This window comes from Photobacterium sp. GJ3 (genome assembly GCF_018199995.1).
In the GTDB taxonomy this organism is placed as follows: Bacteria; Pseudomonadota; Gammaproteobacteria; order Enterobacterales; family Vibrionaceae; genus Photobacterium.
In genome coordinates this window covers 844,707-868,325 of the sequence record NZ_CP073579.1, presented here as the reverse complement: position 1 = coordinate 868,325, position 23,619 = coordinate 844,707, and the positions used below count along the sequence as shown (strand labels likewise).

19 protein-coding genes are annotated in these 23,619 nt (G+C 47.4%); 10 read left to right on the top strand and 9 right to left on the bottom strand.

What is annotated here, in order from left to right; genetic code table 11:
- Window positions 1-151: 151 nt before the first annotated feature.
- On the bottom strand, window positions 152-697 hold the full coding sequence (locus tag KDD30_RS20880; RefSeq protein WP_211650231.1) for a DUF1415 domain-containing protein: 546 nt from the start codon (window positions 695-697) through the stop codon (window positions 152-154).
- Between the two features lie 94 nt (window positions 698-791).
- Entirely contained in the window at window positions 792-2,795 is a 2,004-nt protein-coding gene (locus tag KDD30_RS20875) for an exoribonuclease II (protein ID WP_211650229.1), read from the bottom strand.
- A 414-nt stretch (window positions 2,796-3,209) separates the two neighbouring features.
- Between KDD30_RS20875 and KDD30_RS20870 the strand changes: the two genes are divergently transcribed.
- From KDD30_RS20870 to KDD30_RS20860, 3 genes are all read left to right on the top strand, one after another.
- On the top strand, window positions 3,210-4,931 hold the full coding sequence (locus tag KDD30_RS20870; protein WP_211650227.1) for a diguanylate cyclase: 1,722 nt from the start codon (window positions 3,210-3,212) through the stop codon (window positions 4,929-4,931).
- A gap of 181 nt (window positions 4,932-5,112) precedes the next feature.
- Window positions 5,113-7,035, top strand: coding sequence for a DEAD/DEAH box helicase (locus KDD30_RS20865; protein ID WP_211650218.1), 1,923 nt, complete (start codon window positions 5,113-5,115; stop codon window positions 7,033-7,035).
- A 411-nt stretch (window positions 7,036-7,446) separates the two neighbouring features.
- A complete protein-coding gene (locus tag KDD30_RS20860; RefSeq protein WP_211650210.1) occupies window positions 7,447-8,976 on the top strand; it encodes a methyl-accepting chemotaxis protein in 1,530 nt (509 codons plus the stop codon).
- 43 nt (window positions 8,977-9,019) lie between these two features.
- Here KDD30_RS20860 and KDD30_RS20855 read toward each other — a convergent pair whose 3' ends face one another.
- Window positions 9,020-9,973 (bottom strand): LysR family transcriptional regulator, encoded by a 954-nt coding sequence (locus tag KDD30_RS20855; protein WP_211650208.1) that lies wholly within the window; start codon window positions 9,971-9,973, stop codon window positions 9,020-9,022.
- 389 nt (window positions 9,974-10,362) lie between these two features.
- Between KDD30_RS20855 and fabG the strand changes: the two genes are divergently transcribed.
- The 3 genes from fabG (at window position 10,363) to KDD30_RS20840 (ending at window position 12,637) form a co-directional block, all read left to right on the top strand.
- Window positions 10,363-11,097 carry a 3-oxoacyl-ACP reductase FabG gene (gene fabG / locus KDD30_RS20850; protein WP_211650206.1) on the top strand — a complete coding sequence of 245 codons (735 nt, stop codon included), beginning with the start codon at window positions 10,363-10,365 and terminating at the stop codon, window positions 11,095-11,097.
- Between the two features lie 222 nt (window positions 11,098-11,319).
- Window positions 11,320-11,559: a hypothetical protein gene (locus tag KDD30_RS20845; protein ID WP_211650204.1), complete on the top strand. Its 240-nt coding sequence runs from the start codon at window positions 11,320-11,322 to the stop codon at window positions 11,557-11,559.
- 142 nt (window positions 11,560-11,701) lie between these two features.
- Window positions 11,702-12,637 carry a DUF4382 domain-containing protein gene (locus KDD30_RS20840; protein ID WP_211650202.1) on the top strand — a complete coding sequence of 312 codons (936 nt, stop codon included), beginning with the start codon at window positions 11,702-11,704 and terminating at the stop codon, window positions 12,635-12,637.
- Between the two features lie 39 nt (window positions 12,638-12,676).
- On the opposite strand, the gene KDD30_RS20835 is transcribed toward KDD30_RS20840, so the two are convergent.
- Complete coding sequence (locus KDD30_RS20835; RefSeq protein WP_211650200.1) at window positions 12,677-13,009, bottom strand: DUF3392 domain-containing protein; 333 nt, start codon at window positions 13,007-13,009, stop codon at window positions 12,677-12,679.
- A gap of 169 nt (window positions 13,010-13,178) precedes the next feature.
- Here KDD30_RS20835 and arfB point away from each other — a divergent pair, with 169 nt between their 5' ends.
- Both arfB and KDD30_RS20825 read left to right on the top strand, forming a co-directional pair.
- Window positions 13,179-13,592 (top strand): alternative ribosome rescue aminoacyl-tRNA hydrolase ArfB, encoded by a 414-nt coding sequence (arfB, locus tag KDD30_RS20830; RefSeq protein ID WP_211650191.1) that lies wholly within the window; start codon window positions 13,179-13,181, stop codon window positions 13,590-13,592.
- Between the two features lie 113 nt (window positions 13,593-13,705).
- Entirely contained in the window at window positions 13,706-14,590 is an 885-nt protein-coding gene (locus KDD30_RS20825) for an aspartoacylase (protein WP_211650189.1), read from the top strand.
- Here KDD30_RS20825 and KDD30_RS20820 read toward each other — a convergent pair.
- The 4 genes from KDD30_RS20820 to KDD30_RS20805 all read right to left on the bottom strand — a co-directional run bounded on the left by KDD30_RS20820 (window position 14,574) and on the right by KDD30_RS20805 (window position 18,767).
- Window positions 14,574-14,903, bottom strand: coding sequence for a DOPA 4,5-dioxygenase family protein (locus KDD30_RS20820; RefSeq protein ID WP_211650187.1), 330 nt, complete (start codon window positions 14,901-14,903; stop codon window positions 14,574-14,576). The two genes, KDD30_RS20825 and KDD30_RS20820, sit on opposite strands and share 17 nt — an antisense overlap.
- A 283-nt stretch (window positions 14,904-15,186) precedes the next feature.
- Window positions 15,187-16,887 (bottom strand): DNA (cytosine-5-)-methyltransferase, encoded by a 1,701-nt coding sequence (gene dcm, locus KDD30_RS20815; protein ID WP_211650185.1) that lies wholly within the window; start codon window positions 16,885-16,887, stop codon window positions 15,187-15,189.
- 79 nt (window positions 16,888-16,966) lie between these two features.
- A complete protein-coding gene (locus KDD30_RS20810) occupies window positions 16,967-17,479 on the bottom strand; it encodes a very short patch repair endonuclease (protein ID WP_249199342.1) in 513 nt (170 codons plus the stop codon).
- A 67-nt stretch (window positions 17,480-17,546) separates the two neighbouring features.
- Complete coding sequence (locus KDD30_RS20805; RefSeq protein ID WP_211650183.1) at window positions 17,547-18,767, bottom strand: type II restriction endonuclease; 1,221 nt, start codon at window positions 18,765-18,767, stop codon at window positions 17,547-17,549.
- A gap of 420 nt (window positions 18,768-19,187) precedes the next feature.
- On the opposite strand from KDD30_RS20805, the gene KDD30_RS20800 reads away from it, so the two are divergent.
- Both KDD30_RS20800 and KDD30_RS20795 read left to right on the top strand, forming a co-directional pair.
- A complete protein-coding gene (locus KDD30_RS20800; RefSeq protein ID WP_211650181.1) occupies window positions 19,188-20,015 on the top strand; it encodes an NAD-dependent epimerase/dehydratase family protein in 828 nt (275 codons plus the stop codon).
- A 28-nt stretch (window positions 20,016-20,043) separates the two neighbouring features.
- Complete coding sequence (locus KDD30_RS20795) at window positions 20,044-20,580, top strand: cysteine hydrolase family protein (RefSeq protein WP_211650179.1); 537 nt, start codon at window positions 20,044-20,046, stop codon at window positions 20,578-20,580.
- A gap of 220 nt (window positions 20,581-20,800) precedes the next feature.
- Here the strand turns inward: KDD30_RS20795 and malT are convergent, their stop codons facing one another.
- Window positions 20,801-23,518 carry an HTH-type transcriptional regulator MalT gene (gene malT / locus KDD30_RS20790; protein WP_211651854.1) on the bottom strand — a complete coding sequence of 906 codons (2,718 nt, stop codon included), beginning with the start codon at window positions 23,516-23,518 and terminating at the stop codon, window positions 20,801-20,803.
- Window positions 23,519-23,619: the final 101 nt, after the last annotated feature.

Below are 23,619 nucleotides of genomic sequence, written 5' to 3'. Positions count from 1 at the left end.
ATTCCCTGTCAAGGAGATATCATAGCTAACTTGGTGCTTAATCCCAACACATTTGAAGGCGGGGATGGATTCAGTCTGAACGCGATACAATTTTGAGTCATAGGCCATTGTTATAGAATGAAAAAGCCCTGCAATTGCCGGGCTGAATATATTAGTTTTTACTAATTAAGTAAGGGAAAAGCTGACGTATTTCTTCCTTGGTCAGCGCATTCATCTTCTCAATGTTCTGTTCTGGTATTGCTTCTGGATCAGGATAGTGCGCCAGTACTTTCTCCATGCTGTCCTCACGGATTAGATGAAAGATTGGATAGGGCGCACGATTCGTCAAATTTTCTGCATCATCGGGGTGCGTTCCGAAAAAATAGTAATCGGGGTGAAAACTGGCGACCTGATAAACACCATCTTTCCCGCACTGGCTGATGAGCGCCTCAACCATATCAAGAAACTGATTGTACTCGTCAAAATCCTGTAAAAGGTTGGGGCAAACGACCAAGCTTGTATCAAGATCACAGACTGGCGTATTGTCCAGGCGTTGAATCTCTTGTTGAATGTTTTCTAAAAGCACTTCCAGCGAGTCAGTTTCGCAGATCGCAATCCGAATTTGCTTATTTCTGCGCGGTTTGGCGGCGAACGGACATAAGTTCAATCCGATGACGACATCATCGAGCCACTGTTCAACGTGATGAAGATAAGACATGAATCACCAGATATTGTAATGAGTTTTCAGGTTGGCTAATGGGGTAGAGAGGTTGACTGAGGGCGGCAGGTGACCACCCTCGGTGATTTACAAATCAGGCCTTTTCGGTTTCGGACTGATTCTCTGCCTGAGTCTTGACTTCAGGGAATTGCTTCACTGGTTTTGCAACCAGTTGACGCGTCGCTTCACGAACTTCGGTCAGGACGATCTCAAAGTGATCACCCAACTGGAATTCACGCACTTTATCAATGTTGATGATGCCAAGATCACCGTTACATTCAATGCGTTCTTTATTATCCAGAATCAGCGGCGCCGGGATAAAGGCGGATGCGCCATTTTCCAGTACGCGAACGCGCATGCCGGCACGGTTAATGTCGAACACCTCGGCGGTAAAGACAGTGCCTTCCTGTACAGCATCTTTCAGCAGACGTACGTACAGCCAGTCAGCCACATCTCGTTCAGCCATGCGATGGCTACGGCGGTGGGTTGAAATCTCTTCACCAATGGTCTCATCTGGTGTCTGAACAGGTTCCAGCCCACTGACCACAGCTTTCAGCATGCGGTGGTTGATCATGTCACCATACTTACGGATAGGTGAAGTCCAGGTCGCGTAGACATCCAGTCCCATCGCAAAGTGCGCAGCAGGCTCGTTGCCAACCTCACTGTATGCCTGGAATTTACGCAGACGATTATCCAGATAAGTGGTTTCCTGATCATTCAACCAACGGCGCAATGCGCTGAAGCCATTCAGCGTCAGGAGCTGCTCTTTCTCAAAAGGTGCTTCGGCATTAGCCAGGAATTCCATCGCGTTGTCGATTTTTTCCGGATTAAAACCGTTATGGTAGTTGTAAACGCCTTTACCGAACTTCGCTTGCAGCACCCGGCCCGCACAAATGTTGGCGGAGATCATGGCTTCTTCAATCATCCGGTTCGCCGTACGGCGCGGATCGGTATGAATTGCAACAACGTCGTTATCTTCACTCAGCTCGAAGCGGTAATCCGGACGATCCGGGAACACAACAGCGTTTTGACTCCGCCAGTTGCTCCGCGCATCCGCGAAACCTTTCAGGGCTTTCACCTGAGCGTCAATGATGTCGTTTGGTGCCCAGTTCTCCGTGGAACCATGCTCCAGATAATCAGAGACGTCATCATAGTTCAGGCGTGCCTGAGACTGAATCCATGCCGCGAAGAACGTGATGTCATCTTGAATCACACCATCTTTGTCCACCGTCAGACGGCAGCAAAGCGCAGGGCGCTTCTCGTTTTCCATGAGTGAACACAGTTCGTCACTCAGTTCACGAGGCAGCATCGGAATATTGCGACCAGGCAGATAGATGGTAAACCCACGCTCACGCGCTTCTTTATCCATGTCGCTGCCAACTTCAATATAAGAGGTTGGGTCGGCAATCGCGACAGTCAGCTCAAAGCTGCCGTCTTCTTTCGCCACAGTGTACAGCGCATCATCCATATCTTTGGTTGATTCGCCGTCAATGGTAATAAAAGGCAGATCGGTTAAATCTTCACGCTGAAGGCCTTCTTCTATCATGTGCCAGCTTTCCTGCGGGGCAGGTTCAGCGTTTGGTAGTTCATGACGGGCAAGTGTGACCCACCAAGGTGCGATCTTATCTTCGCTGTCGGTGATTTTTTCAGTGATTTCGCAGAAGAAAGTTTTGTTATCACCAACCAGTGGGTGGCGTGTCATCTTTGCAACAACCCAGTCGCCTTCTTTCAGGCTGTCTGCGCTGAGGCCTTTGACCGTCCGTGCTTTAATGGCATCTTTCAACTGAGGATGATCCGGAACCACATTCAGACGATCCTTGATGCGTTTCACTCGGCCGATAAAGCGTGTGATAAATTGTTCGACTAACTCTTGCGGCTCAGCAACTTCACGCTCTTTTTCCGTGCGGATGACAGCGATCACGCGGTCGCCGTGCATCACTTTTTTCATATAGTTAGGCGGAATGAAAACGCTGTCTTTGTTGTCAACTTCCAGAAAGCCGAAGCCACGATCCGTTGCTTTGATCTGACCTTCTTTCTTCGGAAGTGATTCTTGAATCTGTTTTTTCAGTTGTGCTAAAAGCGGATTATCTTGAAACATTATGCCTGGTCCCGGATTATGAACTGACACACTATACGGATTAACAGGGGCAAAACCAAGGGCAAAGCATGTTTCAGCGCAGCGAAAAGACAATCAGAACTATTTTTGTCTGGCTTTTCAGACAATCACGGTCACGGATTGCTGATTCTTTTATCGTCACTCCGGTTCATACCTTGGGTAGAATTTGCGGAAAGTAACTAATATATGAATCAATAATGGCGCGTTCCATATTCAGAAAATGTGTGGTGATAAAGTCGACTTATAAATTCTTGGTCACAAATGTTGTAGAAAATCACAAACAAGCTTTCATAGTCCGCCCCAGCGGTCGTTATTATTCTCAACTTGGAGTATTTTGTACTCCCTGCGTTATATTTTTTTGACTGAATCAAGACACAGAATCGTGTAAGGAAAAGCATGCCGTTTAAACTCAACGATGAGTTGGATAAGCTCGTTGACACGCTTGCCCGTCAGGCAAACATGGAACGTTGGTGCCATCGTTTGCTTTCTGAATTGCATCATACCCTTGATTTATCCTACCTGACGTTACTGGTTGAACAGGAAGGGCAAACGCGTGTGCTGGCAAGCTGGATGGGAAATGAAGAGTTTAAGTATTATCTGCATCCGTTGTCGTTGACGAATTATAATGGCGTTCCTCCCGAGCATCTGGAAGAAGTCAGACAAACCCGCCGTGCCGTCACCCGGACCGCACACAAGCCATTTAAGGCGATTTGGAACGAACAGAGCCTGCAATGGCAGCGAATTTTGTTTCCTATCATCATGCACGACAAAGCAGTGGCTTATTTATATGCGGAAACGCTTTCTCTTGAACGTCTGACCCAAAATTTGGCTGCTTTTGAAAGAGTCTTGCTTTTGATCGCTTCTGACATCAGTGTGCACATGCTTCGTGAAGAAGCACTGACACATAACATCAGCCGCCGGAGTGTGGAGGCTGAACTGGAGGTCCGTAACTACTCGCTCCGGGAATATTTGTCTTTATTAAAGCAGCTACACGAAGTCACGCTGGCTCTGGCTGAATCGGTTGACCTTGATAACTTATACCGGACAGCGATTACCCTGGGCAGGAAAAAACTGGGGATCGACCGTTTGGCCGTTTTCCTGACAGATATGCAGCAATACACCATGCAAGGGACGTACGGAACGGATCCTGATGGTGAAATTGTTTCCAGATACAGTTTTTCCAGTGATATTCCTGATCATCCGCTCGTGCATGAAGCCCTGAGCAGAAAAGATGTTGTGGTTGTGAAAGAAAACGCGCCGCTATATTTTGGCACGCAGCAGGTCGGCACGGGCTGGAATGCCATGATTTCGATGTGGAATGGCGATGAGTGTATCGGATGGGTTGCTGCGGATAACCTGATCAGTCAGAGAAGCCTGACCGAACATCAAAAAGAAATCATGAAGTTGTTTGGTGCGGCGCTGGGGCAACAAATTGTGATTAAGCGCAGCCATGAAGCGCTGACCCGGTTAAATGCCGAGTTGGAGCAGCGCGTTCAGCAAAGGATGCAGGAATTACAACAAACCAATAAAGCGCTTGAAGAAGCTAACCGGAGATTAGAAGCATGGTCCATGCAAGATGGTCTGACCGGTGTGGCAAACCGCAGATTCTTTGATTTAACCCTGAAACGCTATTGGCAGGTTGCAGCGCGTAAGCAACTGCCATTGAGTATCATTATTTTAGATGTCGATCATTTTAAAGCATTCAATGATACTTATGGTCACCAACGGGGAGATGTCTGTCTGAAGCAGGTTGCAGTCACGCTTGAAAACCTGGCAGAGAAACACGAAAAAGCGATTTTCAGCCGTTATGGTGGGGAAGAGTTCGTTTGCCTGCTCCCCAATATGTCGGCAGAAGCCCTCAGTGGCTTAGCTGGCGAGATGTTAGCCGCGATTTCACAACTCGGAATTCCGCATACCGGAACCCGGGAAGGGATTATCACCATCAGTCTGGGTTTATATACGCGAACACCAGTTGAAGACGCTCAGGAAGAAGTGCTGCTTGCTGGCGCTGATCAGGGGTTATATCTGGCAAAACAGCGTGGAAGGAATCAATACTTTCAATGGGATGATGCAATAGCAGTCGAAAAAGAATATCAGGGTGCTCATATCTCAAGCTGATTGAATAATAAATACATGCTTAAGTAATGATTTGTGACGGCAATCAATTTTTTCTGGCATTTTAACCTTGAATAGCGCACAATGCGCGCCTTAGTCGAGGCCCATGCTTGTGGATACTGTTGCTGAACCGTGTTGAAAGCAAAGGGGCCCCGTTTACGTTCGATTATCTATTGGGTACCCAATGCAAGAATCTGTTACAGAATTTCGCCAGTTAGAGCTGGCCGACACTATTTTATCCGCACTTGACGCGATGGGCTTCGTTTCGCCGACACCGATTCAGGCGGCCTCTATTCCACTGTTGCTGACCGGCACTGATGCACTGGGCCAGGCTCAGACAGGTACAGGTAAAACAGCAGCATTCTCACTGCCTCTGCTGAACAAAATCAATCTGAAACAACACAAGCCTCAGGCGATTGTGATGGCTCCGACTCGTGAGCTGGCAATTCAGGTTGCTGCTGAAATCAAGAACCTGGGCCAGAACATTCAGGGCCTGAAGGTTCTGGAAATCTACGGCGGTGCTTCTATCGTTGACCAGATGCGTGCGCTGAAAAACGGTGCACATATTGTGGTTGGTACACCGGGTCGTGTGAAAGATCTGATCACCCGTGATCGTCTGCATTTGGATGAAGTTCATACCTTCATTCTGGATGAAGCCGATGAAATGCTGAAAATGGGCTTTGTTGACGATGTAACCTGGATTCTGGAGCAAGCGCCAGAGTCAGCACAGCGTGTTCTGTTCTCTGCAACCATGCCACCGATGGTGAAGGAAATCGTTGATCGTTTCCTGCGTGATCCTGCACGAATTGATGTTGCGGGTGAAAACCGTACTGTTGCGAAAGTAGAGCAGCAGTTCTGGGTCGTCAAAGGTGTCGAGAAAGACGAAGCCATGATCCGTCTGCTTGAAACTGAAGAAACGGATGCATCGATTGTTTTCGTTCGTACCCGTCAGGATACTGAGCGTCTGGCTGACTGGTTGTCTGCCCGCGGTTTCAAAGCAGCAGCGCTGCACGGTGATATTCCACAGTCTCTGCGTGAGCGGACTGTTGATCACATCAAACGTGGCGTCATTGATATTCTGGTTGCAACTGACGTTGTTGCCCGTGGTCTGGACGTGCCGCGTATCACGCACGTATTCAACTACGATATTCCGTTTGACGTTGAATCTTACATTCACCGTATCGGCCGTACTGGTCGTGCTGGTCGTCAGGGTAAAGCGATTCTGCTGGTTCGCACCAACCAGATCCGCATGCTGCGTACCATTGAGCGTGTGACGAAGTCCCGTATGGAAGAAATTCAGCTGCCAATGCGTGATGATGTTGCTGCAGCACGTCTGTCTCGTTTGGGTAAAGAGCTGGAAGAGCAGAAAGAAAGCGCAAGCCTGGAAGCTTTTGTTGAGCTGATCGAAAAGCTGCAAAGCTCTATCGAAGTTGATGCGACGACACTGGCTGCAATCTTGCTGAAACGTCAGCAAGGCAATCGTCCATTGTTCTACAATGGCCCGGATCCGATGATCGCTGCGATTGAGCGTGAAAAGCAACGTCGTGATCGCCGTGGTGAACGTGGCGAGCGCGGTGAACGCGGGGAACGTGGCGAACGTCGTGAGCGCCGCCAGTTCAATACTGCTGACTGGGATACTTACCAGTTGCAGGTTGGCCGTGAGCAAGGCGTACAGGTGAAAGACATCGTCGGTGCCATTGCCAACGAACTGGGTCTGAGCAAAGACTTTATCGGTGCAATTAAACTGGCGCCTGAGCATACTTATGTTCAGCTGCCGAAGAAGATGAGCTCAGATGTTGTCGCTCAGCTGAAAAAACTGCGTATTCGCCAGAACGATGTGAAAGCCGTTGTGGTTGAAGATAACGTACTGCGTGAGCATCGTCGTGGCGGTAACGGTGGCAACCGTGAAGGTGGTTTCCGTAGTGGTCCTCGTGGTGGTAACCGTGAAGGCCAGCGTGATGGTCAATCTCGTGGCCGTCGTGATGGTGAGCGCCGTTTTGACCGTAACCGTGGCGGTGACCATCGTGGTAGCTTCCGTGGTGAACGTAACCATAGTGAGCGTAACCAGGGTCAGCGTCAGGAACGTAGTAAGCCGCGTTTCGACTAAACATGCTGCAAACCTCATTTGTACAAAAGCCGGGATTTTCCCGGCTTTTTTCGTATTTGTCGTTTTGAAATTAAACTCTCATATTTCACCCTGATCCAGTAAACTTTTACTTTAATTGATTCTATTTTAGAGAAGTTTATTTTAGGTATTTTTAAATTAATATAGTTATATATTAAGTATAAGTTATCTGTTTTATTAGAATTGACTTGAATTAAATGCATTGTTGATATTACTCTCATTTTATGAATAATAAACCGCCTAAGATTGAATATTGGTTCAATTTTCATTGTTATCATATAAGGCTATCAACGCATGCTTAAAGAAATATCCATCAGAAATCAGGTTCTGATGCCTGTCATTTTGTCAGCTATATTATTACTTGCTTCCGTGGTTATTTCTAATAAGGTATTGGTGGATACCGTTAAAGAATTAAATGAAGCCTCAAAAGTCACAATTGAATTAAAAGATAACGTTGCAAACTTGATTGAAAGCACTTACGCCATGCGCGTTGGAGCAATCTATGCGTTATACGATGAAACACAACTGAGTGTTTTAAAATCGACGCTTGATCAGCGAGAGTTACAGATTCAGCGTTTGATACCTGAATTGAATCAGTTTACTGGTGCAGAAGCAGAAATTGCTTCGCTGGAATCAGCAGTCAATGATTACCTGAATTATAGTCGGCAGACCATGCTGGATGTGCTGAAGCGACGTCACCAGGGGTTGATGTCTGATCGAGATTTTAATCAGTATGTGGTGCCTTACCGAGATAAAGGGAATGTCTTAATTCAACGGATTGATGTGCTCTCTAAGCAGCTCAATCAGCTTTCTTCGGACTATATGCTGAAACAGGTCAAACAACATGATCAAGTGTTATTCTGGAGTCAGATGGCGATTGTGGTGACCATCCTGATCGGGCTGATGGCGGGCTGGTTCCTTGCCGGGTTTATTTCCCGCCCGCTGGCTTCACTGAGTGGAAAAATGCAGCAGTTTGCAAAAGGTGAACTGGAGATTGATGCTCATTTATCAGGGAACAATGAACTCAGCCGTCTGGGACAGAGTATTGAAAGCATGGCTGGGAATTTACGCAGCATTGTGTCCGGGTTGAGACAGAATGGGGACAGCACTGCGACAGCAACTTCTGAACTGGCGACAGTGATGCAAGTGTCAGAAGATAATGCCGTTCGTCAGAGTCGTGAAATCGAACAGATTGCCTCTGCAGTTGAGGAACTGGCAACGTCTTCCCGTGAAGTGGCTGAAACGGCCCTGCAGGCGGATCAGGGGGCAAACACTGCGGTACAAATGACTGATGAAGGTGAAGTCATGTTCCGTCGTGTGTCGCAGGCGACCCATGAAATGGGGTTAGGTGTTGAAGCGGCGACGATTGAAATCGCAGAGCTCGGACAAGCTGCGTCTCAGATTACCGGTGTGCTGGAAGTGATCCATGCGGTGTCAGAACAAACCAACTTGTTAGCTTTGAATGCTGCGATTGAGGCCGCCCGAGCGGGTGAAAGCGGCCGGGGGTTTGCTGTGGTTGCGGATGAAGTCCGACAATTGGCTGCCCGGACACAACAGTCGACCGGGGATATTCAGAAAATTATTGAACAACTGCAAATGCGTTCTCAGTCTGCCAGCGCTTCAATGAGTACGATGTCTGAACTGATTGAGAATAATCGGATGCTTGAAGAGCAGGCTTCACAAGCTTTGGCCAAAATCAAAGCATCGATTGCCGAGATTGGTGAGATGAATCATCAGGTCGCAGAATCTGCCGCACAGCAGACGGAAGTCACCCAGACAATCAATGAGAATCTGGCGACGATTCATGAGATTGTTTCAACCAATGCCACGGGTATCAGCCAGTGTGCTGCAGCCAGTAAAGAAATCTCTCAATTGGCAGAAGACATGGCGGAAAAGCTGCAGTTTTTCAAAATGTCTGCTTAATCCGGAATCAAACTAACTGACACCGTTTAAAAGCACTGGTTGTTTATTCAACGAGCAATTGCTTTGGCTTGGGTAAACCCAGTGCATTTTTATTTTTCTTATCCATCTCCTGAACGCGTCCGATCAGGTAGTCTTTAAAATTCACACAACGGACCGGCATATATTTTCTGGGTTTGAAGTACAGATTCAATTCAAATTCACTGCTGACATAGTCTTTTAATACCGGAAGTAGCTGACCGGATTGGAGCTCTTGATTGACCAGACTATAGGGTAAATAAGCAATACCGCCGCCAGCGAGCGCAATATTCTTGAGGATCTCACTGTCATCCGCTTCAACGGTTTGTGCAATTTCCACAGAATTGTATTCACCATTCTGTTCGAAGATCCACTTATTCCCACCAACAAGCGTGGTCGCATATAAGCAGAAGTGTGTCTTGAGAGCTTCTGGATATTCAGGTTTACCGTATTGATCAATATATTCAGGAGAGCAGCAAGCGATTAAAGGTTCACGAACCAGTGAACGTTTCACGAGCAGGCTGTCTTTGTCCTGAAAGCCGCGATAAGTTGCGTTTGCACGAATGGCAAAGTCGACATCATGGACATGATCGACTTCAAATGCTGTCTCGATCACGACGAAATTAATCGAAGGATGAATCTGAACATACTCACCAATGATCTGGCTGAGATAATATTTAGCAAACAGCGGTGTACTGGCGACCCGGATCAATCCCTTGTCTTCATGGCTCAGGTTCTGAACTTCATTGAAGACATCATTAATCTGGCCGTTGATCAGACTGAACCTGTCATACAGACGTTGTCCTGCCTGAGTGGGGGTGATTTTACGTGTCGTGCGCTTGAGCAAACTGACGCCCATGCCAGCTTCCAGCTCGCTCAGCCACCGGCTGCCTGCAGACGCAGAAATGCCGTAGTGTTTGGCCGCTTCACTGAGTGAGCCACTCCGCACCACATGTAGGAAAAAAACTACTTTATCAAGCATGCTTTGCAACAGTTCCATTGTTGTACATTCTTCATACATTTATAGCAAAGGTCAGACCCGATACCAGTGAAGAGTTCGTGAATCCCGAAAAATTACCGTTAACGCTCTGATTTTCCTGAAAGCGAAGTGAATGGAAATCGGTCAGTAAAAACGTTCAGATTGTTGTGTTCTCAGTCAATTGAGGATGTTTTTTGGCGATTTCTATGGGGAATCAGTGATCTGCGTGCATAATGACTGAGTAATCAGCGCAAAGGTGAATTGCATCATTGAGTGTAATCTTTTGATTTGTTTCATCTAAAATCAAAACTGACGGAAGTGAGCAGGGAAGCGGTGTGCCCGCACTGTATTCGGTATTTCACTTCGACATTTCGAACCAAGAGGGAAAGACTATGTTAGATAAGAAGGTTTGCATTGTAACGGGTGGCGCTCAGGGCATAGGCCGATGTATTGTGGAGACCTTTGCCAGCAATCAGGCTGAAGTTGTTTTCGCTTGTGATATGAACGCAGCAGCAATGGCTGATTTGGAGAAAACTTACAAGAATGTGAGAGCGATTGAGCTGAATGTTTGTGATCGCGAATCAATCCAGCATTTTGTTCAGGGCATTGCAGACACCTTCGGTCGTGTCGATGTTTTGGTGAATAATGCGGGGATTACCCGGGACAATCTGATCGAAAAAATGTCTGTTGAAGATTGGGATATGGTGCTGGATGTCAACCTCAAAGGCGTTTTCAATATGACCCAGGCCGTCGCTCCTGTCATGATGGAACATGGTGTGGGGTCGATCATTACCATGTCTTCTGTTGTCGGGACAGACGGAAATATTGGTCAGAGTAATTATGCCGCGACGAAAGGGGGTGTGATTGCCATGACAAAAGGCTGGGCGAAAGAATTTTCTCGCAAAGGCGCTCAGGTCCGGGCGAACTGTATCGCTCCCGGCTTTGTCGAAACGCCATTAACTGTGGACCTGCCAGAAAAAATTCTGGATTACATGAAGTCGAAAACGCCGCTGCAGCGCATGGGGAAACCGCAGGACATTGCAAATGGTGCGCTGTTTCTTGCCAGCGATCAATCGTCATTCATCACAGGACAGACCCTGAAAATTGATGGCGGACTGGTGATTTAATCACCAATCCATTTTGTGACTTTGTACACAAAGGCTTCGAGAAATCGAGGCTTTTGTCATTTCAAATCCCCTAAATGCGATCATGCTCCAAGTCTGAAATTGTGGTCAATTGTCCAAATCTGGCCGGATACACTTTGCAGTGTAAATATGCATAAATCATCTTTAATTATGACGTCCAACACCTTATTATTTTGCCACTTTGCAAGGTTTGGGGTTGAGTAAGTGATATCTGGTTATATTGCACCAAGTTTACTGTTTATCGTACTCGCGTGCCTGCTGACACTTGCCGTGGCGTTGCATCGTCAGTGGCTCTGGCTGACCCGTTTTTCATTGATTGGCTTACTGATCGCAGCCGCAATGGTTGCGAAGTATCAATATCAGGACCTCCAGTCTGTCGGGTCTTGCCTACATCGTCTGGAAAATCCGCGCTCTATTCAGCATGGCTGCATGCGGGTTGATTAAGTCCCTCTGAATTTCTTGTTTACCCTTGTCTATTTCTTCACCATTTTGAGCCCGGATGTCATTCTTCTGTTAGGAAGATGGCACAGGAATGCTTTTCGACGCTGATCCCGCTAAAGTTCTCTCAAAGCAAAAGGAGCAGTGTATGAAAAAATTATTGATTGCCAGTATGGCAAGTTTAGTACTGGCGGGCTGTGGTTCAGATTCGAATGATCAAACAACAGGGAAAGTCTCACTGGGGATGTCTGATGCGCCGGTCGATGGCCTGAAAAAAGTCTGTGTCGCATTTGACAACATTACAGTTCACCATTCGGGTGGCAGCGAGTCTTCGTGGACCACGAATACATTTGCTGCGGATGAGAGTTCTGCATCTTGTATACCGGATGGCTTATCGATTCCAGAAGATGAAAACCGCAATCCGTCCTTTATGGTGATCAACTTGCTTGAGTATCAGGGTGAAAAGGCTTTACAGGTCTTGAGCGATGAAGTGCTGCTGTCCGGAAATTATACGCAAATGCGCTTATCTGTACTGACGAACGGTACTTACAGTGATGGCACGCCTTATTCGCATGTTGTAACGGATACCGATGCAGTCGAAGGCATTCGAGTGCCAAGCGGTGAGCTGAAACTGGACGGATTTACAGTTGAAGCGGATGCAACTCAGGCTTACACCATCGAATTTGATTTGCGCAAGAGTATGGTGCTGAATGCCAATGGATATCAGCTGAAACCGCGTGGTGTCCGGGTTGTCGAAAATACATCTGTGGCAGCGATTAACGGCTCTGTGGATCCTTCCCTGTGCAGCAATGACATTTCGAATGCTTTTGTTTACGTTTATCCACTCGCAAACGCAGGCGAGTATGGCGATCTGGGTTCTGAGAATGAGCCATTAGCATCTGCTGCAGTCGACTCAGCGACCGGAATGTACGCGATTGGTTACCTGCCATTCGATACCTATGATTTGAATCTGGTATGTAACGGTAACGAAGATGACCCGGAACAAGCGGGTGATACGTTGATCCTACAGCAGACGATCATGGACCAGATTTTGGGAACGGATGGCCTGACGGTCAACTTCTGATTTCCACATAAAAAGACCGCCTGAATGAAGGCGGTTTTTTTATACCTGTTGATTTCGCTGGGCCCAGCTTCCCAGAAAGATAAATGTCCCGAGCACTGCAACAAACAACCAAAGGTTGCTCAATGCAGTCATTTGTTTCGCAAGCCACGGTGCAACGGCCACGATCAGCAGCCCGTATCCGAAGGCGTTCACGAAAATGAATGCGCTGGTACGAATCAGGAAGTTGGTGCCAGACAGGTAGCGTCGCAGGATCATGTTGATATCTGATCCAAATACAACTAATAAGCAGGCAACCATCGCCATGGCAATGTCGTTGATCCACGGACGCATGAACTGTCCGGACTCAGCAAGGTAGTGTAATAGGGTATCCATAACTGATTGTTCTAAAAATGCACATCAAAGCCGTAAGGATACGCCGACTGCTGAAAGGGATGAATGCCCTGACGAATGAGATGCAGAACAGATCACATTCTGCATGAGTGGAAATCTTCTGCTGAAATAAGATAATAGCCTTTGTATTTCTTCAATCGTTCATCTTGTTATGTTATCAATCTCTAACACGGTTCAGCTTGCTGACTGGGAAATCGAAATCACCGCCATCCGGGCTCAGGGCGCTGGCGGCCAGAATGTGAATAAAGTTTCAAGTGCAATTCATTTGCGCTTTGACATCAATCGCTCCAGCTTGCCAGCTGTTTATAAAGAGCGTTTACTGGCCCTGTCGGATCAGCGCATTACCAAAGACGGTGTGATTATCATCAAAGCGCAGCAGTTCAGAACGCAGGAACAAAACAAAGAGGATGCTTTGTTACGGCTTCAGCAACTGATCCAATTGGCGATGAAGCAGGAAAAAAAGCGCCGACCGACCAAGCCAACGAAAGCGTCGCAAAAACGCCGGATGGACAAAAAGGCGCAACGGGGGCAGGTCAAAAATATGCGCGGGAAGGTTCAGTACTGAGTGGAATAAAAATTAAATAAAATTGCCTGATTATTCGTTTGTTTGGCGAAAAGAAGGCTGGCATACTGAGAATCTTTATCAATATTCAGATTTTTCAAGTGGTGATGACAAGGATGAAAAGCATTAATTCTGTCGCCGTTGTGGGAGGCACCCATGGCAATGAATTCAGTGGCATTTACTTAGTGCGCCAATGGCAACAACACCCGCAGCGCATTACCCGGGATACCTTTACAACACAGACGTTGTTCGCAAACCCTAAGGCGCATGAAGAAAATAAACGCTATGTCGATAGCGATCTGAACCGACAGTTTTCGGTTGAAGATCTGGCTAACCCGGCACTGGCAAATTATGAACAAAGCCGCGCCAAAGTGATGAATAACGTTCTGGGGCCGAAAGGGAATGCCAAGACTGACTTTATCATCGATTTACACAATACAACCAGCAACATGGGGCCGACGTTAATCGTGCTTCAGTCAGACGATTTCAACATCAGAATGGGCGCTTATGTGAAGGCAAAAATGCCTGAAGCGGTGGTGATTTTTGAAGATCAGACTCCGCTGGCTGAGCATAAGTTTGTCAGTTCAATTGCTGCGCAAGGGGTGATTGTTGAAATCGGCCCGCAACCGCAATCGGTTTTACGGCAGGATGTGCTGGACTGGATGGAAATCATGACCATGCATATTCTTGATTACGTTGATCTTTACAATCAGGGTTCGCTGCCTGAATTACCCGCCAGTTATGAAGCGTTTCGGTACACTGAAACCCTGAAACTACCGGAAAATGCCCAAGGCGAGCGGATTGGCATGGTCCATCGGTTTGTTCAGGACAACGATTTCAAGCCGCTTCATCAGGGCGATCCAATCTTTAAGTTGTTTAACGGCGAAGAAATCTGCTGGGATGGCCATTACGAAGCTTATCCTCATTTCATTAATGAAGCCGCTTATTACGATAACAACCTGGCAATGTCGCTGGCAGAGAAAATTACTGTTCAGCTTTAAAAATGTCAGTATGAACCGGTAATTGCTTTCCTAACCAAAGGGCATTGACCGTATGATCGGCCAGCTCATTGGCAGATACCGGATGGATCAGCACAGACAGACCTGCTCTGTGTTGATCCAGCCACTCAATTAATCCCGTTCGGTTGTCTGCAAAATGCAATTCAAACATCGGCATATCATGCGGACCAACCCGTCGTGGCACCAGTGAAAAAATCGCCAGAATGTCATCCGGACGTTCTGCAATAATTTGCTGCCGGACTTGCTCGGCAAGCGTCTGCTGGGATAACTCAAAGTAAACGTGGGCATGAAACATAAGAACCTCATAGGATGTACGACTCAAAGTATTGTTTTTACTGTACTTTAAACTTTGGGAAACTTCTCTCCAAAATTACAGTAGATCTCGTGGGATGAACAGGCCGAAGAGGGATATGAACTATTTGCTACATTGTCACTTCTTGATGAGCTGTCGCCAGTTAGTGATATAAATCGGTTGAAATCAGTGTACGGAATGTGTAGACCACTTTAAATATGGTCAAAGTAAGTTGGTGTTGACAAAAGAAAGCCCTAAACTAAATAGGGCCTTAAGATAACTGAAATTAAGCAGCTGTCGATGTGTTTTCTTTCAGTGAAAATTTTCGAATTTTCGGCGCCAGTAACTTTGCGACCGCACTAAAAACAGGCACCACAACAGAGTTACCAAACTGCTTATAAGCCCGAGCATCCGCACAGACGATACGAAAACGCTCAGAATCGGCCTCCGGTTTCTCAAAACCCATCAGCCGCGCACACTCCTGAGGTGTCAGTCGTCTTGGTGTTTTCCATGAAGCATCAAACTCAGGAGCATAGCGACCGTGCAGTTCGTCATATTTCTGCTCCCCTTCTTTGGTCCAGATTTTGAAATCAGCATCGGAATAGTCAGGTGCGATTGCTGCCTGTTTATTTGCGTACCTTAATGCAACCTCTGCGCGTTCCTGATTCTTCAAAATCCCATACTCACGTTTCTTTAGGAGATACTCAGGGTCCAGACCGTCCTGATTAATGAGTATTTCTGAACCATCTTTGTAATAGCGAGCGGAGAGAGTACGTGTTACTGCATTCGGATCTTCTGGGTCGACAAGGCCAAACCCAAAGCCATTGCCTTTGGTCTGATGTTTTAGAGCATAGTGATACAGATAGTTCCACAGGTTTTCTGTAAGGGTATACTTTGCCTTATCGTCTTTATCTAAAGTACATAAAATGTCTTTCAGTGTATATCGATGTGCCGGCTTAGGAATGTCCGTCAGACTGAGCTGCTTCAGCTGCGGGTCCTGTTTCAGCAAGTCTTTACGAATACCGACAAGGACAACACGTTCCCGGTGTTGTGGCGTAAAATGTACACCATCGATTATGGTTGGGTCATTGCGCCGCTTCCTGACCACCTGAATGGCTTCTTCAATATCATTCCCTTCATCCGTGACATTGAGGATGTGGTAGCCTTGTTTATCCAGCCTTCTGATAATGGTGGCAAAAGTATTGCCCTTATCGTGACTCTTCAGGTTTTTGACGTTTTCAAGCACGAAGAACTTTGGCTTTTTATGTTCGATGATGAGTTCTACGTCGAAAAACAGTGTTCCTTGGGTATCACATTCGAAACCGTGGGCCCGTCCGAGTGCATTTTTTTTGGAAACACCGGCAATTGAAAATGGCTGACATGGAAAGCCGGCCAACAGCACGTCATGATCCGGGATATGAAAGTGAATACTGTTACTGATATCCTCGGGTGTAGCGTCCGCTTTACCACTCAGGGTTACTTTGGTGATATCCATATGTGAGACATTTCTTTCAGGATTCTCTTCTGGGGAATCAAGAAAATAGGGGAGCTTATTATTGTCCACATAATGATTGGCCAAATAGGTCCTTCTTGCCTGATCGTCCCATTCATTGGTGTAAATACACTTGCCACCAATCTCTTCAAAGCCTTTGCGCAGTCCGCCAATCCCTGCAAATAGGTCAATGAACTCAAAATCTGGATTGTCCCAGTGAGTGGGCTTGGCTGGAAGTAGAGCTTCCCGGATTTGAGTCATTGTATGCTCTTCAATGAGTATCGGGTTCCCGACTGGGTCTTTCTTCCAGCGGTTGAGCTTCTCACGGATAATGCCCGTATGTAGGCCAGTTTCATCACTGTTAAGTTTTTGACCCAGGTTCTTTTGATCGTAGATGGTTACTAACAGTCGAAGCAGGGCATTGGACTTTTCCTGCTGTTCCCGGATTCTGCTGTCGTCAACCTGATCGCCCTGAATGTATTCTTTTTTTAGCATGGTTTCGTTTTTGTCATATAGGTCAAATTGTGTGTAAATATATCACACGATTTTCCCTTTCTCCATTTTTTATGGATCTTTATACAGTATAGTAAGTGCCGATCATAAAGAGGGGATCAGGGCAGGGAAAGGTGTTGAGTCCTTTACTTGTGATACAACCACACTTGCTTTCGCTTTGAAGCCATGTGGCTGCAAGTAATGCGACAAGGTCAGGGCTTATCGAAGACTTTCCTCTCATTGCACATTCCCAAACAACGAGAACACGAATGCCATGTTCGAAAAGCAATTGCTGAACTCGGGCATCCCTGCTTACATTTTCCGTCAGCTTTTTGTTCCAGAAAGGTGCGTTACTTCCAGGTATTTTGAAGAGATGGCATCCGTGGGCATGCCAGAAGCATCCATTGACGAAGATGGCTGCTCGTTTTCCTGAAAACCAGAGGTCAGGCTTCCCCGGGATATCTTTTGGTGAAACCCGAAAACGGTAACCACGGGCATGCAAGGCTCTCCGTATTTGCATTTCAGGTTTTGTATTTTTGGTGCGAACGGAGCGCATATTTCTGCTTCGCATGCTTTTGCGGCTTTCAGCAGTCACTCAAGCCTCCGTTTAAGTTAACCTTTACAAGCCTGATTCACTGGGCTTATCACTCTCATTCATGAGTTTAAGTTAATGTGCGAATTTCTGAAATAAAGTCACCAAAACTCATGAGCCAAGATGCTTGTGTGGTTGTGTAAGTCTCGTGTAATGCGGCCGGGACAACCAACTGCAGGTTCAGGAGCTGCATCTGAGATGTTTGAGCCTCACTGATCGCATGTTCAAGGGTGATGAGGTGTTTTCGCTTTACTCTGCTTCCTTCAGCAAGTACCTGTCTCCATCGATCTTTACATGTCGTTTTGGCACCAAGTATACGTAGGCGTTCAGCAGGGAATGCAGGGTTCTGGTAGCTGTCAGAACCTGGAAACAAAAAGTCGGGTTTCTGTTTTCCTTCAGTAAGGGCCCCACGCTGAAATGTGAGCCTATTTTCTTTTAAGATATGTTCAATGTGGTTTTCGAATGCATGTCCACTTCTTGCTTTTCTGCGATTCTGAACACTGAGTGAAAAGATGACGAATTCATCCACGTCGTCGCCGTTTTCGCCAAATCCAGTTCTGAGCTTTTCCCGAACAATGTGCTTTTCCAACTGTCTGAAGGCTGACTCTTCCGTCTCCATCCATTGAATAAGTGCAACATCTGGCATCTCAATCGGACATACCTCTGGTGATAGTTCTCTGGCAAACGTTGAGAAGTCTCTTGTTTTAGGAAAGCTGTTTCCAAATTTATCATGGATAAGATCGAGATAGTTGGTACCGTCATGGCCAATCTCAAGCCCATATCGGGCGAACATCAGCCTTATTGGGGAAGCAATGTTGCTGTTAATACTTACCTGTTTAAGTCCTTTTCTATTTGCATTAAGGTGTTGAGCCCCAAAAATTGAACGAATTTGATTTTCATATTCACTCTGAGGAGGGCAGAAAATCATCAGCAACTGGCCTTCATGCGTCAGGGCAATCATGAAGAAATCACCGGGCTGAAATCGTTCGGTTACATCATTGGATTTGTAATACAGTCTCCATTCAGCAGAGCGTGTATGGTCTTCAAAACGGCAGTCGTACCAAGTAACGGTATCTTCCACAAGAATTGTTGATTCATTATCTTCCAGATAAACCAGTGTTGCTTGGATCTGCCTTCGTTTACCATCATCCAGTATTCCGAGGTGCTGGCCAATTCCTGCGTCTTTTAGGCCACCAATCTCATGCTGGTTGGATATAGCAGGATTAGCATCGACCGTACTGAGGTATTTGAAAGCAGCTACCTTGAAGACGTCCTTCAATTGCTCGAACATTAATATGGTTCCTGAATTATTGGATTAAGTATTTGAATATTATCATCTATCTCTCTTGTTGAGTATCCGATCAAGTCCTCACTGCTCGAACTTTTAACTATTTCAAATTTGGCGGGGGTAGATGATGGTTTTGTGCAAAACCACTATGGTCACAATTGGAGTATTTTCAATCGGGATAAGGTATAAAATTGTGTTAATCCTCTCATATACCAGTGTCGTCTTACAGCATGAAACATGACGGGACTCCGCTTTTGAATGAATCTCCCGATCCTAACGGTTATGACTAGAAACACCATGCTTGTCGGATGAATTGATCATTCGAAAAAATCGAACAATTGATGAAGAAGTGCCTTTGTATGCGCTTACTGGCATAATTGTTTGTGAATGAAAGGTGCTCGCGTTGTTTTCAGAGGCGTAAAGATGAATAAAGTGTTGATCGCCGGGGCTTCAGGCTATGTTGGCCGGCATGTTTCGGGATATATGAATTCTCTGGGTTATCAGGTTTTTCATTTTGCTCACCGGCCCGTATCGGAATGTGATGACCCTGCGATGACGGTTTCGGCTCAGGACGAACACTTGAATGCTTTTTTTGATGTTGTGATCAATTGCGCCAGACCTCACTGGTCACAATACTCGCCCCAGGAAATTGCGGTGCAGGAGCAGCGGCTGATGAAGCAGTTAGATATGCTTGCTGCCCCGGATGCCGTTCGGATTCATACCTCAGGCGTGTGGCTGTTCGGCCATGCATCGGTTCAGGATCTCAAGCATTTTATCTGTCGTCCAATCTCAGTCGTTGAGCCGGATCAGGCAACGATTCAGGCTGCATTGAATCGGGGGTGGAATATCGTTTATTGCCCCAGCCTGATTTATGGTGGCGATAATTGTCAGCTGAGACGCATTCTGGCGGGATTACCTGACCAACAGATGACTGTGGCAGTCCCCAGCACGGGATGGCATCAATATGTGCATGTGGCAGATATCGGACCCTTTTATGCAACGTTGGCATCGTTGAAAGTGCAGGGTACACAGCATTTCATTGCAGAATCATGCGGTTATTCCGCATTCGATTTTGCCGAATTATTAAAACAGACTCGAAAGATTCGGCATATCCGGCAAGTGGACTGGGACACGTTCAGTCTCATGCAGGGTGAAATGGCACTGGAAGTTGAACAGATGCATCTTGATCTCCCGGTCTCCGATCTTTTCCGTGCAACCCATTCGATTCGTCGCTATCTTATTGGCTGCTAAGTTAATTTCGTGCGAGTAAGGATACGCCATGACACAAGCGATCGTTGTAATTGATGTTCAGCGAATTTGTTTTGAACCTGAACCACACCCGTTTGAAGCCGATGAAGTGGTTTCACGGATCAATCAACTGACCCGTTGGGCCAGAGCACGCTCTTTGCCCGTGATATTGATTCAGCACGAAGCGCCTGGCACTGAGATCGCCTACAACTCGGAAGGGTGGCAATTGCACCGGGATCTGGAAACGTCGGACGACGATGTGCTTGTCAGAAAAACGACACCGGATTCTTTTCACGACACCGCTTTGCAATCGACACTGGAGCGACTGGGTATCGATCATCTGATCATTTGTGGTTACGCGACAGATTTCTGTGTCGACACGACAACACGGCGTGCAGCGGTTTTGGGTTACGGTGTCACATTGGTGGCGGATGCACATACCACACATGACAAGCCTTATGCTTCAGGCGCACTGATTCGTGAGCACCATACGTCGGTGCTGTCGTGGGCGGAAAGTTTCCCGGTGCGGATTCAGGCGGTCCCGACGGCTGAGGTGATCGCTCGTTAACGTGAGTCATCAAACCCAGGGATGAGAACGGGGGGAGGAGAATCCTTTCGGACGTTAGCTTTCTGGCTCGCGCTCATCCTGCATCCTGTGAATCCCCGCAGTCGCGGGGCTCGTAAGACACTGAATATTCATGAATGTTGTCATTGTTGCGCAGGCGAGCATGCAATGATGTTGAACAATAGCCAGCGTTGGGCTGACGACTCTTCGACAGGTGAATGGCTCAGGAAACCTGATAGCCCATCAGGCTGAGTAATTCCTGTGCGGTCTCAATCGCCTCGTTGCGATTGGCGATATTCAGTTTTTGATACAGATTCCGGATATGGGTTTTGATTGTCGTTGCCGCCACGTCCAGTTCAGTGGCAATCTGTTCGTTACTGTAGCCGGTATAAATGAGTCCAAGCACCTGCCATTCACGCTGTGTCAGCGGGCTGGTGCGGATCAGTTCCGGTAAATCCGGCAGATTCAGTAGTTTTTCGACAAATGCCTCATCGAAGTGGACCAGACGGTGTTTTTCTTTGCTGTTCATTTCACGAAGTAAATGCCGCGCCCGGTGCATTGATAACTCATTGAGCATTTTGTCGTCGATCAGGGTTTGCAACAGATCCTGAATATCTGCCGCTGCGATCAGAAAGTTCCCAACCATGCCTGTGCTGTTGGTCAGATGCAGGGCTTCTGCCAGATGTTTCAGCGCCGTCTCCCGATTGCCTGCCCGCTTGCAAATGGTTGCCAGCAGAATCAGGTTTCGGTTTCTGTCGGTGACCAGCGCGTGCTTTTCACAACTGTCCAGCAATATGGTCAGAATCCGATGTGCTTCTTCAATATTGCCAGTCAGTAGCTGGGCTAATGCCAGGTTTCGCCATTGTTGCTGCTGAAAATGGTTACACGAGCCGTCCGGTTCTTCTGCTTGTTCCAGCCATTGCTGGATACTGCTGGTGTCGTTGCACTGTTGCCAGTACAGCAGTTTGGCAATGTCGGCATTGGCACGCCAGTCAATGTGAAAATCTGCACGCGCCATCAGATCATTGCAGCGTTGCAGATAGCGCGCGGCTTTGTCCTGCTCCCCCCGGGTCATCGCTATCCGGGCGAGCATGGAGTATGCCTGCAGCGATTTGGTGTCATCGTAAGGGGCGAGCACATCCAGACTTTTCAGCGCGGCTTCTTCTGCTTCATCCAGCCGGTTCCAGCACCACAGGATCTGTGCTTTCAATCGCAACAGGAACTCGTGCATGGGGACCTGGTGCAAATGCTGATCTTTGACCAGTTTGAATCCTTGCTCCAGTAACTCGTAAGCAGGCTGTACAGCGCCTTGCGCCAGCAAAATTTCACTTTGCTGCAACAGTGCCCAGAGTGCCTGATGATACACATGATACTGACGCGCCATTTTTTCGGTTTGTTGCATCATCGGTAATGCGCGGTTCAGATTCCCCAGACAGTGATGGACTTCCCCCACCACGGAAGTCGCCACAATCCGGCTGCGGTAGGTGGTTGCAGGCAACTGGCCCAGCGCTTGTTCAGACAGCAAGAGAGCGTCTTCGGGTTTGCCCTGATTGATGGCAACCTGCGCACGTAACGCATTCAGTTCACCCTGCAGGGCATCATCCAGCTGAATGTGATTGGCCAGCATTTCTGCTTCAGATTCTGCAATCAGATCGCCCACTTCGTTGTAGCGATGCTGACTTTGTGCCAGCCAGAGTCGCAGCAGAATCAGGCGCGGGCTGCTGAACAGCAAGACTTTATCCAGCGAAGCAATACAGTCTTCAAGTATGCGCAGTTCACCATGATGGAACATCTGCCAGCCATGGTCAGACAGAATCTCAACCATTAAAGAATGATTCTGACTTTTTTTCACATGGTAAAGCGCCTGCTGCGGACTGTTCTGATTCAGCCAGGCCAGTGCGGCTTTGTTGTGCAGTTCTTTTCGCTGTTCCGGGATGTGAGCGTGGCGTTTGTGGCGCAGGAATTCAGCAAACAGATGATGAAAACGGAACCAGTTATCGGCACCTTCCAGCGGGCTGATAAAGAGCCCGATGCGATTGAGTGTTTCGAGTTTGATCAGGGCATCGCTGCGACCCGTCAGATCCATGACTAATTCGGCATTGAACATATCGAGCACTGAGCAATGCAGCAGGAAACTGCGGGTGTCTTCATCGAGTAAATCAAAGACTTCTTCCGCGAGGTAATCCCACAGGTGGCTTCGATTAAATTCTGCGAGTGACAGGGCTGATTCGGCGAGATGATTCGGGCGCTGCTGAGCGTGCAGCGCGATGAGCTGAAGGGCTGACGGCCAGCCTTCAACTTGTGCACGAAGGTTACTTAGTGCGGTGGTTTCGATCTCATTCGCGACACGTTTGCTGAAAAACCGCGTGGTTTCCTCTTCATCAAATGCAAGAGATTCATGATCGGCTTCGATGAGCAGATCCCGGACCCGCAGGTTGGCAGTGCCCAGCGGAGGCTGACTGCGGCTCGTTACAACCAGTGTCATTTCATCCGGCATGTGCTTAAGGAAAAAGCGCATACCATCATGAATGTCTTCGTTGTGAATCACATGATAATCGTCCAGCACCAGATACGTCTGGTGCGGGTAATCCTGCAGTTCTGCGAAGAGTTCGCTGAACAGGGTACTGAGGCAGGCAAACTGGCGACGTTCTGCCATGGCTTTGGTCTTCAGGCAAGCATCCTGAGACGCTTTATTCAGTGCCTGAAGCAGATAGTTGGCAAAGCGAAAGGGATCGTTGTCATTGTCGTCCAGATTGAACCAGCCGGTATGCGGATGCTCATTCAGCCACTGCGCAGCCATGGTGGTTTTGCCATAGCCAGCCGGAGACCGAAACAGCACCAGCCGGTAGGCGGGGGCATGTTGCAGCAGATCCAGCAATCTGGGGCGTAATATCGCATTGTGCAATCGCGCAGGGCGAGTCAGCTTAGAAGGTATCCACATAATTTTAATTTTTCTGAATTGTCATGGTTGATGGTGTAGGCGTATTTATCATTACCTGTATCCCCGCCTAAATCAGCATTTGTTGCACTTCTCATCCCTGA

Bases quoted from the DNA above. Each gene is read 5' to 3' on its own strand.
- KDD30_RS20880 (WP_211650231.1), bottom strand. From the start codon at position 697: ATGTCTTATCTTCATCACGTTGAACAGTGGCTCGATGATGTCGTCATC.
- fabG (WP_211650206.1), top strand. From the start codon at position 10,363: ATGTTAGATAAGAAGGTTTGCATTGTAACGGGTGGCGCTCAGGGCATA.
- dcm (WP_211650185.1), bottom strand. From the start codon at position 16,887: ATGCTAAAAAAAGAATACATTCAGGGCGATCAGGTTGACGACAGCAGA.
- KDD30_RS20835 (WP_211650200.1), bottom strand. From the start codon at position 13,009: ATGGATACCCTATTACACTACCTTGCTGAGTCCGGACAGTTCATGCGT.
- KDD30_RS20825 (WP_211650189.1), top strand. From the start codon at position 13,706: ATGAAAAGCATTAATTCTGTCGCCGTTGTGGGAGGCACCCATGGCAAT.
- KDD30_RS20870 (WP_211650227.1), top strand. From the start codon at position 3,210: ATGCCGTTTAAACTCAACGATGAGTTGGATAAGCTCGTTGACACGCTT.
- KDD30_RS20840 (WP_211650202.1), top strand. From the start codon at position 11,702: ATGAAAAAATTATTGATTGCCAGTATGGCAAGTTTAGTACTGGCGGGC.
- KDD30_RS20855 (WP_211650208.1), bottom strand. From the start codon at position 9,973: ATGCTTGATAAAGTAGTTTTTTTCCTACATGTGGTGCGGAGTGGCTCA.
- KDD30_RS20795 (WP_211650179.1), top strand. From the start codon at position 20,044: ATGACACAAGCGATCGTTGTAATTGATGTTCAGCGAATTTGTTTTGAA.
- arfB (WP_211650191.1), top strand. From the start codon at position 13,179: ATGTTATCAATCTCTAACACGGTTCAGCTTGCTGACTGGGAAATCGAA.
- KDD30_RS20800 (WP_211650181.1), top strand. From the start codon at position 19,188: ATGAATAAAGTGTTGATCGCCGGGGCTTCAGGCTATGTTGGCCGGCAT.
- KDD30_RS20865 (WP_211650218.1), top strand. From the start codon at position 5,113: ATGCAAGAATCTGTTACAGAATTTCGCCAGTTAGAGCTGGCCGACACT.
- KDD30_RS20820 (WP_211650187.1), bottom strand. From the start codon at position 14,903: ATGTTTCATGCCCACGTTTACTTTGAGTTATCCCAGCAGACGCTTGCC.
- KDD30_RS20875 (WP_211650229.1), bottom strand. From the start codon at position 2,795: ATGTTTCAAGATAATCCGCTTTTAGCACAACTGAAAAAACAGATTCAA.
- malT (WP_211651854.1), bottom strand. From the start codon at position 23,518: ATGTGGATACCTTCTAAGCTGACTCGCCCTGCGCGATTGCACAATGCG.
- KDD30_RS20805 (WP_211650183.1), bottom strand. From the start codon at position 18,767: ATGTTCGAGCAATTGAAGGACGTCTTCAAGGTAGCTGCTTTCAAATAC.